We start from the raw sequence: 14,015 nt of genomic DNA, 5'->3' as shown, positions 1-14,015 counted from the left end.
AGCATGAGTTCCCCAGACACTCCCGAACCACAGAACGCACCCGATTCGCTGTCCCCGGAGGCCATCGCCTCCATCAGGGACAACCTCGACGAGGTGGCTGCTCGTGCAGCGGCCGCCGCCGAGGCCAGCGGTCGGACGAGCACCGACGTACAGGTGCTGCTCGCGACCAAAACCCAGCCGGCCGACAAGATCCGCGTCGCACTCGAGCACGGGTTCACACTTATCGGCGAGAACAAGGTCCAGGAGCTGGTCGGCAAGGCCGAGGAGCTGGCCGATCTCGATCACGAGGCTCATCTCATCGGCCCGCTGCAGAAGAACAAGGTCAACCACACTCTGCGCCACGCGCACTGCATCCAGTCCGTCGACAACCTCGAACTGGTAACGAAGATCAACAACCGCCTCGAGGTGCTCGATTCGACGGTGGACATCTTCGTGCAGGTCAACACCTCACGCGAGGATTCGAAGTCCGGCATCGCCCCTGAAGAGGCCGAAGGTCTCATCACCGAGCTCCGCGGACTCTCACGCATGAAGCTGCGCGGGCTGATGACGATCGGCCTGCCAGGACGCACACCCGAAGAGATCCGTCCCAGCTATTCCGACCTGCGGGAACTGAGGGAGAAGCTCATCGCATCCGATGTCATGCCCGCGGAGGCCACGGAGCTGTCCATGGGGATGAGCAACGACTTCGAGCTCGCAATCGCCGAGGGCGCAACCATGGTCCGCGTCGGCTCCAGCGTATTCGGCGCTCGCGACTACTCCTGAGCCGCCGCCCAACCTCCCACCGCCCACCGCACTGCGCCGGAGTCGTGGCGCGGGGCCAGCCCGCACGATGAGGGCTGGGGCGTTGGTCACATGATGACACCGGGTCTCCCGTCGCGGCGGTGAATCTGTGAAGATGGAGCTATGAACTCCAGTCCGCAGGAATCCCCAGCATCCGCCCACCAGGTCAAGGTGCGTGCACCTGAACTCATCGGCCGCCGGTGGATGAATTCCGGCGGCAAGGACCTGAGCCTGGCCGACCTGCGCGGCAAGGTCATCCTGCTCGACTTCTGGACCTTCTGCTGCATCAACTGCCTCCATGTACTCGATGAGCTGCGACCGCTCGAGGAGAAGTACAACAAGGAGCTCGTCATCATCGGCGTCCACTCGCCGAAGTTCGAGTTCGAACGCACCGTGGAGGCCGTCGATCAGGCCGTCGAACGCTACCAGGTCGAGCACCTCGTCCTCGACGACCCCGACCTCGTCACCTGGCAGGCATACACCGCCCGAGCCTGGCCCACACTGGCCGTCATCGACCCCGAGGGCTACCTGGTCGCCACCCTCTCAGGCGAAGGCCACGGAGCAGGCCTCGGCGAAATCATCGAAGGCCTCATCGACGAGCACTCAGCCAAGGGGACGCTGCACTCCGGAGACGGCCCCTACGTGCCGCCACCAGCACCGGAGACCGAACTGTTCTACCCCGGCAAGGTCACCGAACTGCCTTCGGGCAACCTCCTCGTCGCCGATTCAGGACACCACAGCCTCGTCGAATACGACGCTTCCGGTCAGAACATCATCCGACGAATCGGCACCGGAGAGCGCGGAGCGAACGACGGGGACTTCACCTCGGCGAGCTTCAGCGAACCCGGCGGCATCACCGTCCTGCCCGATGACGTGGCCGCGAAGGCCGGCTACCACCTCGTCGTCGCCGACACCGTCAACCACACTCTGCGGGGCATCAACCTCGACACCGAAACCGTGACGACGGTCGCCGGCACCGGATCACAGCACATGGTCGGCGCGATCGACAATGTGGTCGGGACTCACGGAGAGCTCGGCCGCTACGACGGTCCCGCCCTCGACGTGAAGCTGTCCTCACCGTGGGATGTCCTCTACATCCCCGCCACCGCCGAGGTGGTTGTGGCGATGGCAGGCAACCACACCATCTGGTCGTTCGACCCGGAAACCGGCTCGATCCGCCTGCTCTCGGGCACCATGAATGAAGGACTGGCCGACGGTGAGGCCGAGGCCGCATGGTTCGCACAGACTTCGGGTCTCGATCTCAGCTCTGATGGCGATGTGTTCATCGCCGATTCGGAGACTTCAGCGATCCGTCGCCTCGACCCGAGCACCGGAGCAGTCTCCACGCTCATCGGCGAGGGGCTCTTCGACTTCGGCTTCCGTGACGGACCTGCCGCCGAGGCCAGGCTGCAGCACCCCCTTGGCGTGCGGAGCCTGCCCGATGGGTCGATCGCAATCGCCGACACCTACAACGGCGCAATCCGTCGCTATGACTTCACCACGAACGAGGTCTCGACGCTGGCTCGCGGGCTGCGCGAACCCTCCGATATCTTCGTCCTTGAAGCAGCCGGAAGCGCTGACGCCGCCACGGAGGCAGCCGATGCCGAACTCCTCATCGTCGAGTCCGCCTCGCACGCCCTGACCAGAGTGAAGCTGCCCAAGGACGCCCAGCGTGTCGACGAGGGTGCGCTGACCAGCAAGCGGCCGTCGACGGAGATTGCCTCGGGACCCGTGGGCGTGAGTGTGAGCTTCACGGTCCCCGCAGGTCAGAAGCTTGACGACCGGTGGGGTGACCCCACATACCTGCAGGTCTCATCCACGCCTCCGGAACTCATCGTCTCCGGCGGCGGGGGAGCAGAGGGGCTGAAGCGCGACATCGTCATCAACCCCGAACTCGAGTCGGGGGTCCTGCACGTGACCGCGCGAGCGGCCGCCTGCGATGGAGAGCCCGGCGGGGAGATCCCGCTGCACGCTGCGTGCCACCTCTACCAGCAGGACTGGGGCATCCCAGTCGACCTTGTCGACACGGCCCCGGCCGAGCTCACCCTCGACCTCCGCGGCGCCTGAAGACTCAAACGAGCACGCTCAAAGGCTCAGCCAAGCACGCCTGAAGACTCGCTCAGGCGCGCCCAAAGCCGTTACTTCACGGAGATGTCTCCGAGGCGGCGCGGATCGAAGCTGACCTTTGAGGACTTGACGACCACGGATCCTCCCATGACGAAGGAGAGCGTCTCGTCGAAGTCGTGTTCGGCGGCCGTGACGATATCGCGGTAGCGGCCCTGGATGCGCACCTCGACCGTGGACGGGGTGAGTTCGAGGTCGTTGCCCGAGGCGGTCAGGCTGACCTCGGGGTCGCGTGCCAGCGACCATTTCACGTCGCCGAGGATCTCATTGTCCGTGTCGTAGCCGAACACGCATCCGGAAGGGTAGAGGGTCTTCGACTTCACACACTTCTGCAGATGCTCGGTGATCTGCTCGTCGACAGCCTGCTCCAACTTCGCAGTGGGCTCGGGCGACATCGCGATCTCGGCGGTGTCGGTCGGAGCGATCACCTCGGCGCGTTCGGGCTTCGACTTCAGGTAGGTCGCATCGAAGCCGACGAGGTAGGTGGCCGGGAACAGCACGGGAACAGTTCCCGCGGAGACTCCATAGCCGTTGACCGTGGCCGTTGACGAACCTTCGACCTGCAGGTCGAGTGTGGGCCACTCCTTCTGCTCGATCGCCCAGCGATCGAACAGTCCGGCCCTCGCCGGAAGCTTGACCATGGACAGATCCACGGTCTGTGTCTGCGAGGACAGGACATAGCTCAGCGAGACCTTCGCATGATCGCCGTCCATCGACACCGTCGTCGCCTCGGGATCACGCGGCAGGTCGGGTGCGGCTGAGAGCACATCATGGTTGAGTGCCAGAGTCGAGGACGGAGTGGGGGAGGAGAGGTAGGAGAACGCCTGCTCGGCATTGGCGTCCTCGATCGCCGAAATATAGGCCTCTGCAGCTCGGGCAGGAGTGTAGACGGTGAGGTTGAGGAGCGGAACTGCGGCCACGGTGAGGACGATGATCAGGAGCGCCGAAATCAGAAGCTTGCGCGAAGTTCGCATTGCTCTCCTGAATCGGTGGGGATGAGGGAATTTCAGTTTAATGCCAATCGGCCGCAGCGAAGCCCCATCACCGGCGAGGACACGCGGGTCGCAGTGACCAGACGTACGCCGCCGGGCATCATTCCACTGAGTAGGCGTGCAGCGCCGAGGTGTCGACCTCGACGAAGACATGGGTGCCGACCTTGACGTTGGCACGCAGCTCTGCGATCGACGAACCGAGGCTGGGGTGAAGCAATCCGAACCCGCCCACCGTTCCGGATTGATCGCCATCGGTGTCAGCGCCGGCGGTTCCGGCGCGGCGAACCCCGGCCAGGTCGGCCAGGTCCACGTCGAGTGCGAGGCCCATCTCCGTGTCCACCGGCGACAGCTTCGCCTGCAGGCAGGATCCGCGATCGCGCAGTCCGATGACGATGGCCTCGAACACCGTCGCCGAGGTGAACGCCGGGTCGTGCTCGTCCAGTGACAGGAGGGCACTGCGCCACCCGAGGGTGACGAAGACCTTCCCGTCGAGTTCGGTCCGAGCCTTCACTGCAGAGTGGCCGATCGACAGCCACCCTTTGCGCGCCAGCCCGGAATAGACGTTGACTCCGCTGAGCTCGGCGGGCAGGGAGCCCCTGGGCTCCGTGACGACCTGTTCCAAAGTGCCGAACGCGACGAGCTCGCCTTTTTCGATATCGGCCACACCCGCCTCGGCGACGGTGAAGTCGGTCAGCGTATTCGAGGTGAAGACGATCCCGCGGCCGTGCGCGGCGGCCAGATCGGCCAGGCGACCGCGCAGACCTGCACGCACATGGCCCGGCACGGATGCGAAGGGGTCGATGAAGGTCAACCACGTCGCTCCGGTCGACCACGCCGCCGCCAGGCGGAGTTTTGCCTGTTCGTTGGCATCGAGTTCGCCGAACCGACGTGCCAGCACATCGGGTCGAAGCCCGAATTCCGTACACGCTTGTGCCAATGCCGCCTCCCCAGATCCGGCATTGGCTTCGCGAAGATATGACTTGACCCACCTGCGCACACGCATGAGACCCGACCGGATTCCGGTCGGGAACTGCGGTGGAGGTGCGACGTCGGAGCGCGCAGCAACGGACAGCACCACCTCAGTGGTGCTGTCCGTGCTGCCCATGAGACCGAGTATTGTCCCTGCTCGGAGACGACCGAGATCGATCTGGTGTCCGCCGAGGTGCAGCCCCGCTAGGGACAATTCATCGTTCAACGGATCTTAGAACTCCGCAGGATCGTCGGAGGCGGTCATCCGCCGACGGGTGATGACGACGGCTGCGGCACCTACAACGAGGAGGCCGACGCCGAGCGCGAGCCCGGTCATCTCTGCACCTGTGCGAGGCAGATCGCTGCCGTTGTCGCTGCTGTTCTCTCCGCCTTCGTCGACGGAGGTGCCGTTAGTGACGACGGTGAAGCTGCCGCCCTGTGGCTTGTCGAAGCTGTCAGCCTGAGCTGTGACGTTGTACGTGCCCAGCACTGCCTTGACCTTCGCCTGCACGCCGAAGGTCGCCTTGCCCTCGGAGTCGGCTTCCTTCGTCATGGTGTAGCGATCGACCTTGCCCTGAGCGTGTTCGACCGTGATCGTGATCTTCTCGCCCGGCTGTGCGCCGGTGATGCCGAGCTTGATGCCCTCGTTGAGGAAGTCCTCGGAGCTGATCTCGGTCGGATCGATGATGAGTGCCTGGGTCGCGGTGGCTGCGCCCTTCTTCTCACCGTCGTCGGCCTTCTTCTCACCGTCATCGGTGCCGGGGCTGGCCGGAGCTGTGGTCTCCGACGGTCCTGCTTCCGGAGCCTCGGACTCATCGTCGGCATCATCGGTTGCGGGGGCCTTGGGCTCCGCAGCATCGGACTCTGTCGGTTCGGGTGTCTGGGACTCCGTGTCGGTCGGCTCAGGAGACTTCGACTCCGTCTCGGTGGGCTTGGGAGCAGCGGGCTTCCGAGCCTCCTTGGTCTCAGTCGGCTCCTCGCTCGGCACTTCCGATTTCGGCGCTTCCGACTTCGTTTCAGAAGGAGTCGGCTTCGCGGTCTCGGGGGGCTCTTCCGACTTCGTCTCGGTCGGAGTCGGCTCGGCAGTCTTGCTCGGCTCCTCAGTCTTCGTCTCAGACGGAGTCGGCGCAGCGGATTCGCTGGGCTCGTCGGTCTCGGACGGATCCGAGGCCGGGCCGGTTGCAGGGGTGCAATCGGGTGCCTTGGCATCCTCGTCGATATCCTTGGCAGAGGCCACGACCTCGAAGGAGACTTTCGAGGAGTCCTTCTCGGTCTTCTCGTCTGCGAGGTAGAGCGAGTAGTTGCCCGACGGAACCTTGGCGTTGTCCGTGACCGAGAAGAAGTAGGTGCCGGACACCTTCCCCTTCTCGTCGACGGTCAGCTTGGTCTCTGGTGAGTACTTGGACCCATCGGTGCCGACGACCGTGACGGTCGCCTTGTTGTCGGGGGTGAATCCCGTACCGGAGAATCCGATGCCCTTCTTGCGGTCAGCAATATCGGCTCGGGTCACCTGTGCGGCGGACAGTGTCGCCTGCGGGTCCGAGCTGTCGGGAACCTTGGAATCGGGGTCAGTTGACTGCTGTGCGTCATCATACGCACAGAGCGGGCCTGCCGGCACCGGAGCGGACTCTGTCGCTGCGAACGCGGGAGCGCCAGCAAGACCTGTCAATGCAACGGCTACTGCGGGGGCAAGCACAAGACGCGAGGTCTTCACAGTAATGCCTTTCGTTCGTTGTCAACCCACGAAAGACGATGGACTCCCGGCATTCCTTGGCTTAAGAAGAGGAAGGCACCATCGTGCGCGGGTTCGTACAGCTCCTAACTCTAAAGCATTCACCAACGGCTATGGGGAGACACACGGGAGAAAACCAGCAAAAACTGCTGTTATCGTTATCAAGTCGTTACCTAAGTACGGCGTGTCGGGGCGTCTGTGACATTTTTCGCCCCCTCGGAAGCCCAGCTCACTGCACTCCAGAGCCCAGGGCGACTACCATTTGATACGTGACTCTCCTTTCCGATCGCGACATCCGCGCCGAGCTCGACTCCGGACGCATCGCCCTCGACCCCTATGACCCGTCTCTGATCCAGCCCGCCAGCGTCGATGTGTGCCTGGACCGCTATTTCCGTCTGTTCGACAATCACAAGTACCCGGTGATCGATCCGAGCCTCGACCAGCCCGAACTCACCCGCTTCGTCGAGGCGGCACCGGGGGAGCCGTTCGTGCTGCACCCCGGGGAATTCGTGCTGGCCTCCACCCACGAACTCGTCACCCTGCCCGATGATGTGGCCGCTCGCCTGGAGGGCAAGTCATCGCTGGGCCGCCTCGGGCTGCTGACCCACTCCACGGCCGGCTTCATCGACCCTGGGTTCACTGGTCACGTGACTCTTGAGCTCTCGAACGTCGCCACCCTGCCAATCACGCTGTGGCCGGGAATGAAGATCGGTCAGCTCTGCTTCTTCCGCCTCAGCTCGGCGGCGCTCAATCCCTACGGCTCGAAGTCCACCGGCAACCGCTATCAGGGACAGCACGGTCCAACGGCTTCCCGTTCGCACCTCAACTTCTACCGGAGGGACATGTGACCACACGCCGAGAGCTGCGGATGCAGCGTGAGGCTGCCGAGCGTGTCGGTGACACGGACGTCTCGGCGGACCTGCGCGGTTTTCATCTGCTTCTCCTCGACGAGGGGGTCGAGGTCTCCGATGTGCTCGCACTCGTGCACAACCGGCTTCCCGACATCATCCCCCGCTTGGACGGCAACGGTCAGCTGAAGCTGAGTCGACATTCACGTCTGAGCGAGGGGGTTGATCTCGACGCGGCTGCGATCGCCGCACTCGAGCTGCCCGACTGGGCCCACCACGCGGTCGTCGTCGACTGCCCTCGGGACCGTGAACCGGTTCCGCCGCCGGACTGGTTCAGCGATGCCGACGGACTCCACGAGGCGTTCCCGGCGGGCCTGCCCGACCGGGAGGAGGAGCGGACGCTCAGTCTCATCCTGGCTGTCGCATCACGCCTGCACACGGGTGTCCGCCTCGCGGACGAGGCGGATCTGCCGACTCGGATCCTCGTGCCCGATCCGGAGGCGAAGATCGACCTCTACCTCTATTCGTCCTACTGGCTCGAGCCCGACGTTGCACTGTCCCTGGTGCGCAGGCACGCCCCGCATGCCTTCCAGCAGGCGCTGCCGACCCCGGATGAGGCGGTCCTCGCTCAGGCCACGATCGACGATCCGCTCTTCGACGCCTCGGCGCCGGTGATCCTCGACGGCTATTCGCTCCTCGTGCCTCTCGGGGAGATCGCCGAGGCGGCCGGCCAGCTCGAGATTCGTGTGTCCGAGGCTGACTGGGTGCCGCCGATCATCGCCAAGCATCTCCAGATGCCGTTGATCGAGTACCACGTGCACTGGATGGATGCCGAGTCGAAGCGTTACCAGCCGATCCAGACCCGACGTTTCCGCCGGATGCGCAACGAGGTTGCCGGCCTCGTCGACAGCATCGGCGCGGAACTGCTCATCGGCTGTGACGGGACCGGCCTGGACGAAACAGGGTTCCTCGTCACGAGCAGCCAGCTCCGCAGCTGAACCAACCAGCTGCGCAGCTGAGTCAGCCTGCGGCTCGGTCTGCGAATCCCATCCCGCCGATGGACTGACGGAGCGTCTGATTCGGGTGTCGGCGAATGTCCCGATTCGCCCAGAACCTGTGCGAAAGCGGCGCGGATTTCGTGCGGAATGCGTGCGGAGACCGGGTAGAACGTGTTCAGAATGACTGCTGCGAACCGCCCCATTGATTGGGAGATACGCGGTGTGTCGTGAGAAAATACTGGTGAGAACTACATTCTGGCAAATCGTATAAATGACGGAGGTGTCCGCCGGTGATAGTCATGACAGGAGCCTTTTTCGGGGCTGCTGTCATTGCGTACCCACTGGTCAGACGCCTCGGCCGGGACGGGTTCTTCCTCCTAGCGCTGGTGCCGCTGGCCGGGCTGATCCTCAGTCTGGCCAAGGTCCCCGACATCTTCGGGCCCGGCGGCTCGCCGTGGGTCGAGAGCATGGGGTGGCTGCCGGCCCTCGGCCTCGACGGCATCTTCCGCCTCGACGAGCTCGGCTGGATCATGAGCCTCTTGGTCACCGGCGTCGGTGCTCTCGTCTTCGTCTACTGTGCCCGCTACTTCCCGCCCGATGAGCCGGGGTTGGCCAGGTTCGCCGCTGTCTTCATGGCCTTCGCAGGAATGATGTACGGACTCGTCCTCGCCGATGAGCTCCTCATGCTCTACCTGTTCTGGGAAGGCACCACGGTCTTCTCCTATCTCCTCATCGGGCACAGCCAATCCCGTCGCCGCTCCCGCCAGGCTGCGCTGCAGGCGCTCATCGTCACCACAGCCGGCGGACTGGCCATGCTCGTGGGCATGATCCTGCTGATGTCTGTGACCGGAACAGGTCAGATCTCCACCCTCATGGAGCGGGCGAGCCTCGGAATGGACACCGGGCCCGTCATCGTCACCGCCGTGATCCTCATCCTCGTCGGCGCGGTCTCGAAGTCCGCGCTGATCCCCTTCCACTTCTGGCTTCCCGGAGCCATGGCCGCACCCACCCCGGTCAGCGCCTACCTACATGCGGCAGCGATGGTCAAAGCCGGAATCTACCTGATCCTGCGTCTGGCACCGGGCTACCACACTCTGCCCGGTTGGTCGGAGGTCCTGCTCACGCTGGGCCTGCTCACGATGTTCATAGGCGGTTGGCAGGCCCTCAAACAGACCGACCTCAAACTTCTGCTCGCCTTCGGCACGGTCTCCCAACTGGGATTCCTCACGACTCTGGCCTCATTCGGCACGCCCGACATCACCAAGGCCGCACTGGCCCTGCTCATCGCACATGCGCTGTTCAAAGCCTGTCTGTTCCTGTGCGTGGGCATCATCGACCATCGGGCCGGCACACGCGACCTGACGAAGCTCTCCGGGGGCTGGAAGGCGTTCCCCGTCGTGGCCGTCTGCGCCACGATCGCCGCGGCCTCGATGTCCGGTCTGCCGCCGCTGCTGGGCTTCGCCGCCAAGGAAGCCGTCTATTCGACCCTGCTCGCCTCGGGCGACAAGGCGGCGATCATCGCGCTGGTCGGCGTGATGATCGGTTCGATGCTCACCGTCGCCTACTCGGCACGCTTCGTCTGGGGTGCGTTCTCAAGCAAAGACGGCGTCGACGATATCGCCCGCCGCGACGAGAAGATCACGCTGATCATCTCCCCTGTCATGCTCACTGTGCTCACCGTGGCGCTGGGGCCGGCCGTCGGACTCGTCGACGGCTACTTCGAGGCCTGGACATCGACGCTGCCGGTCATCGACCCCGGCGACGGCGACTATCATCTGGCTCTGTGGCACGGGTTCGAACCGGCCCTGGCCCTGTCGGCAGTCACGATCGCCGTCGGCCTCGGACTCTTCTTCGTCCGCGACTCGTTCGCCAAAGTCCAGTCGACGCTGCCATCGGGCCTTGATTTCCACGACCTCTACCGCAGGATGATCAGCTCGATGGAGAAGCTGGCGCTGTGGGTCACCTCGCGAACGCAGCGTGGCTCGCTGCCGTTCTACCAGAGCGTGGTCTACCTCGTCCTCGTCGCCGGCCTCGGCCTTGCGATCATCACGAACGACACCTGGAACATCGAGTTCGACCTCTTCAACACTCCACTCGACTTCATCGTCGCCGCGGTCCTCATCGTCGTTGCGGTGGCTGCGACCCGTGCCAAGAAGCGCTTCACCGCCGTGGTCGTCACCGGAATCTCCGGCTATGCGATGGTCGCGTACTTCGCCTTCGTCGGCGCCCCGGACCTGGCTCTGACCCAGGTCCTGGTGGAGACGATCACCATCGTCGTCTTCGTCCTCGTCCTGCGCAGGCTTCCGGCTCGGATCGGTCAGAGCACCGGGCGCTTCACACCGGCCTGGCGCGCCATCATCGGTGGTGGCGTCGGCGTGACCATGATGCTCGTCGTCCTCATCGCTGTCGGGGCCCGTGTCAGCGAACCGGTCTCCGTCGACTTCGGCCAACTCGCCTATGAAATGGGCCACGGCAAGAACATCGTCAATGTGACCCTCGTCGACATCCGTGTCTGGGACACCCTCGGGGAGCTCTCCGTCCTCGTCGCGGCCGGCACCGGAATCGCCGGACTGATCTTCGTCCGCGGCCGCGAAGGACACCTCCACCGGTTCGTCTCCCGCCGCGACGGCACCGAACTGCAGGGGCGGGTACGCTTCCAACCGGTCCCCGAAGAGATCAGTGACTACCACGCACCGGCACGCCGACACGATCCCGAACGCGAAGACGTGACGCAGCGGCGAGTCTCCTGGCTCATCGCCGGACGCACGCTGGCCCCACGCAACCGCTCCATCATCCTCGAGGTCACCGCCCGTCTGGTGTTCCACGCGGTCCTCATCTTCTCCCTCTACCTCCTGTTCGCCGGCCACAATGATCCCGGGGGCGGCTTCGCCGGTGGCCTCGTCGCGGGTCTGGCACTGGTCGTGCGCTACCTCGCGGGCGGCAAATTCGAACTCGCCGAGGCGGCCCGCTTCACCCCGTCGGGCTTGCTGGGCACCGGAATGATCCTGGCCGTGCTCACCGGAATCGGCGGATGGTTCTGGGGCGACGCCGTCTTCAAGTCCGTCTACTTCGAAGGAGACATACCGGTGCTCGGGCACCTGTCCTTCGGAACATCGACCTTCTTCGACATCGGCGTCTACCTCATCGTCGTCGGATTGATGCTCGACATCCTCAGGTCCTTGGGCGCCGAGGTGGATCTGCACCAGGAGCGCGATGAAATGGTGCTGACCAACCGGCTCAACCAGTCCTACCACCTGTCGGAGAACCTCAGCGCCAAGGCTGAGCACGATGCCGTCTCCTCGATCCTCGACCGTGTCAATCACCTCGATGTCGACAACGGCGCCGAAGGGGGGCGGCTGTGACTGTGCCCTTCATCATGGTGCTGGCGATGGCATTCCTCTTCGCCTGCGGCATCTACCTCATGCTCGAGCGGTCACTGACCCGCGTGCTGCTGGGCTTCATCCTCCTGGGCAACGGCGTCAACCTGCTCATCATCCTCACCGCAGGCAGAGGAGGGCCGCCGCTGACCGACGGCGAGGACCTGTCCACAGCGGGCATGTCCGATCCGCTCCCGCAGGCGCTCATCCTCACCGCCATCGTCATCACGTTCGCCGTCACGGCGTTCCTGCTGGCCATGATCTACCGTTCCTGGCGACTGGTCAGGGCCGATTCGCTGCAGGACGACACCGCCGACCTTCAGGTGGCGATCACGAAGATGATCGACTCCGAGGCAGAAGCGAGCACGGACTACGACGACACCGAGTTCGGTGACGAGGCCGAGAGCCCGATCACCGGCGCCATCGACCTCGACGATGACGGCACACCTCGTGAACGCGAAGACCCGAACGCCACGGTCGACGCGGAACGGTCTGGACCCGGTGAGGCTGGCACCACCTCGGCGCGGGAAGTCGGTGAGGCCACCACCTCGGCGAACACGAATGACACGAACGACACAGGGTCCGATGGAACCGGGACGGGGGAGAAGAAATGATCGATCTCCTTCCCGTGCTGGTGCCGCTGCCCGTCCTCCTGCCCCTCATCGGGGCCGGGCTGGCGCTGGTGCTGTCGAAGCATTCGCGGGCACAGAACATCGTGTCGATCCTGATTCTCAGCGCGGTCATGGTCATCTCGCTCATCATGCTCTTCGGCGTCGACGCCGAAGGTCCGCAGGTCGTGGCCATCGGTGGATGGGAGCCTCCTGCCGGGATCGTGCTCGTCGCCGACAGACTCTCCTCGCTCATGCTCGTCGTGTCCTCCCTGGTCATCCTGTGCGTGCTCATCTACGCACTGAGCCAGGACGCCAACGACGATTCGAACGAGACCCCGATCTCCGTGTTCAACCCCAGCTATCTGGTGCTGTGCGCGGGCGTCGCCAACGCCTTCCTCGCCGGTGACCTGTTCAACCTCTACGTCGGCTTCGAGATGTTCCTCGTCGCCTCCTACGTGCTGCTGACCCTGGGCGCCACGGCCGAGCGCATCCGGGCGGGCGTGACCTACGTCGTCATCTCGCTCGTGTCCTCGATCATCTTCCTGGCCGCAATCGGCGTCATCTATGCGTCGACCGGAACCGTGAACATCGCGCAGCTGACCGATCGGCTGGCCGAACTGCCGCCGGACGTGCAGATGATCCTGCACGTCCTTCTGCTCATCGGCTTCGGCATCAAGGCCGCGATCTTCCCACTGTCCTTCTGGCTGCCCGATTCCTATCCGACCGCTCCGGCCCCGGTGACGGCCGTGTTCGCGGGTCTGCTGACGAAGGTCGGCATCTATGCGATCATCCGCACCGAAACCCTCCTGTTCGCCGAATCCTCCCTGCGAGTGCCGCTGCTGATCGCCGCGGCATTGACGATGGTGGTCGGAATCTTAGGCGCAATCGCCCAGTCGGAGATCAAGAGGATCGTGTCATTCACCCTTGTCTCCCACATCGGCTACATGCTCTTCGGAGTGGCCTTGGGTACGACTGTCGGGCTCGCTGCCGCGATCTACTACACGGTCCACCACATCATCGTCCAGACCGCACTGTTCCTGGCCATCGGCATGGTGGAGATGCGAGGTGGTTCGACCTCGACGCGGTCACTCGGCGGACTCATGGTGCTCTCGCCGGCGCTGTCGATCATCTTCTTCATCCCGGCGCTCAATCTCTCCGGCATTCCGCCGTTCTCCGGGTTCATCGGCAAGGTCGGACTCTTCGCGGCCGGTTTCTCCGACCACGACTGGCTGGCCGTCGCTCTCATCGTCGCCGGCACCGTGACCAGCCTGCTGACCCTCTACGTCATCGGGCGTACCTTCAACCTGGCCTTCTGGCGCGACCCTGCGGATGCGGAGGAGCCGAATGAGGAGCTCGTTGCGGAGTTCGCCGAACGCAAGAAGGCCAAGCTTGCGGGCAAACCCTGGAAGGCGCATATCGGTGTGCCGGGGTCGATGGTCGTCGCCACCACGGTGGTGGTCGTCGCGTCGATCGTCCTCACGGTCTTTGCGGGCCCATTGTGGGACCTGTCCGATCGCGCCGCGGAGAACCTGCAGTCTCCCGTGAGCTATGTGACGAATGTGTTGGGCGGTGATGACCAGTGAA

The 14,015-nt window shown here is 64.4% G+C and carries 10 protein-coding genes; 7 read left to right on the top strand and 3 right to left on the bottom strand.

Going from position 1 to position 14,015, the window contains the following annotated elements; translation table 11 throughout:
- Window positions 1-3: 3 nt before the first annotated feature.
- Entirely contained in the window at window positions 4-762 is a 759-nt protein-coding gene (locus CXR25_RS17600; protein WP_009882249.1) for a YggS family pyridoxal phosphate-dependent enzyme, read from the top strand.
- A gap of 141 nt (window positions 763-903) precedes the next feature.
- The gene (locus CXR25_RS17595; protein WP_009882251.1) at window positions 904-2,847 is read left to right on the top strand and encodes an NHL domain-containing thioredoxin family protein; all 1,944 of its coding nucleotides are present in this window, start codon (window positions 904-906) and stop codon (window positions 2,845-2,847) included.
- Window positions 2,848-2,918: 71 nt separating this feature from the next.
- On the opposite strand, the gene CXR25_RS17590 is transcribed toward CXR25_RS17595, so the two are convergent.
- The 3 genes from CXR25_RS17590 to CXR25_RS17580 all read right to left on the bottom strand — a co-directional run bounded on the left by CXR25_RS17590 (window position 2,919) and on the right by CXR25_RS17580 (window position 6,579).
- On the bottom strand, window positions 2,919-3,878 hold the full coding sequence (locus CXR25_RS17590; protein WP_009882252.1) for a hypothetical protein: 960 nt from the start codon (window positions 3,876-3,878) through the stop codon (window positions 2,919-2,921).
- 118 nt (window positions 3,879-3,996) lie between these two features.
- Window positions 3,997-5,001, bottom strand: coding sequence for an ATP-binding cassette domain-containing protein (locus CXR25_RS17585; RefSeq protein ID WP_226830077.1), 1,005 nt, complete (start codon window positions 4,999-5,001; stop codon window positions 3,997-3,999).
- A 96-nt stretch (window positions 5,002-5,097) separates the two neighbouring features.
- Window positions 5,098-6,579, bottom strand: a complete 1,482-nt coding sequence (locus CXR25_RS17580) for an LPXTG cell wall anchor domain-containing protein (protein ID WP_125240821.1) — start codon at window positions 6,577-6,579, stop codon at window positions 5,098-5,100.
- Between the two features lie 287 nt (window positions 6,580-6,866).
- Here CXR25_RS17580 and dcd point away from each other — a divergent pair, with 287 nt between their 5' ends.
- The 5 genes from dcd to CXR25_RS17555 all read left to right on the top strand — a co-directional run bounded on the left by dcd (window position 6,867) and on the right by CXR25_RS17555 (window position 14,014).
- Window positions 6,867-7,445 carry a dCTP deaminase gene (gene dcd, locus CXR25_RS17575; RefSeq protein WP_125240820.1) on the top strand — a complete coding sequence of 193 codons (579 nt, stop codon included), beginning with the start codon at window positions 6,867-6,869 and terminating at the stop codon, window positions 7,443-7,445.
- Window positions 7,442-8,443 carry a hypothetical protein gene (locus CXR25_RS17570; RefSeq protein WP_009882256.1) on the top strand — a complete coding sequence of 334 codons (1,002 nt, stop codon included), beginning with the start codon at window positions 7,442-7,444 and terminating at the stop codon, window positions 8,441-8,443. Before dcd ends, CXR25_RS17570 begins: the two co-directional genes overlap by 4 nt.
- A 299-nt stretch (window positions 8,444-8,742) precedes the next feature.
- Window positions 8,743-11,805: a Na+/H+ antiporter subunit A gene (locus CXR25_RS17565; RefSeq protein ID WP_125240819.1), complete on the top strand. Its 3,063-nt coding sequence runs from the start codon at window positions 8,743-8,745 to the stop codon at window positions 11,803-11,805.
- Window positions 11,802-12,434, top strand: a complete 633-nt coding sequence (locus CXR25_RS17560; protein ID WP_009882258.1) for a Na(+)/H(+) antiporter subunit C — start codon at window positions 11,802-11,804, stop codon at window positions 12,432-12,434. Before CXR25_RS17565 ends, CXR25_RS17560 begins: the two co-directional genes overlap by 4 nt.
- Window positions 12,431-14,014 carry a Na+/H+ antiporter subunit D gene (locus tag CXR25_RS17555; RefSeq protein WP_009882259.1) on the top strand — a complete coding sequence of 528 codons (1,584 nt, stop codon included), beginning with the start codon at window positions 12,431-12,433 and terminating at the stop codon, window positions 14,012-14,014. Before CXR25_RS17560 ends, CXR25_RS17555 begins: the two co-directional genes overlap by 4 nt.
- The last annotated feature ends 1 nt before the right edge of the window (window position 14,015 follow it).

This window comes from Brevibacterium aurantiacum, assembly GCF_003932995.1.
Classification (GTDB): Bacteria; Actinomycetota; Actinomycetes; order Actinomycetales; family Brevibacteriaceae; genus Brevibacterium; species Brevibacterium aurantiacum.
Note: the sequence above shows the minus strand (reverse complement) of the source record. Positions and strands in the feature narration are given on the sequence as shown.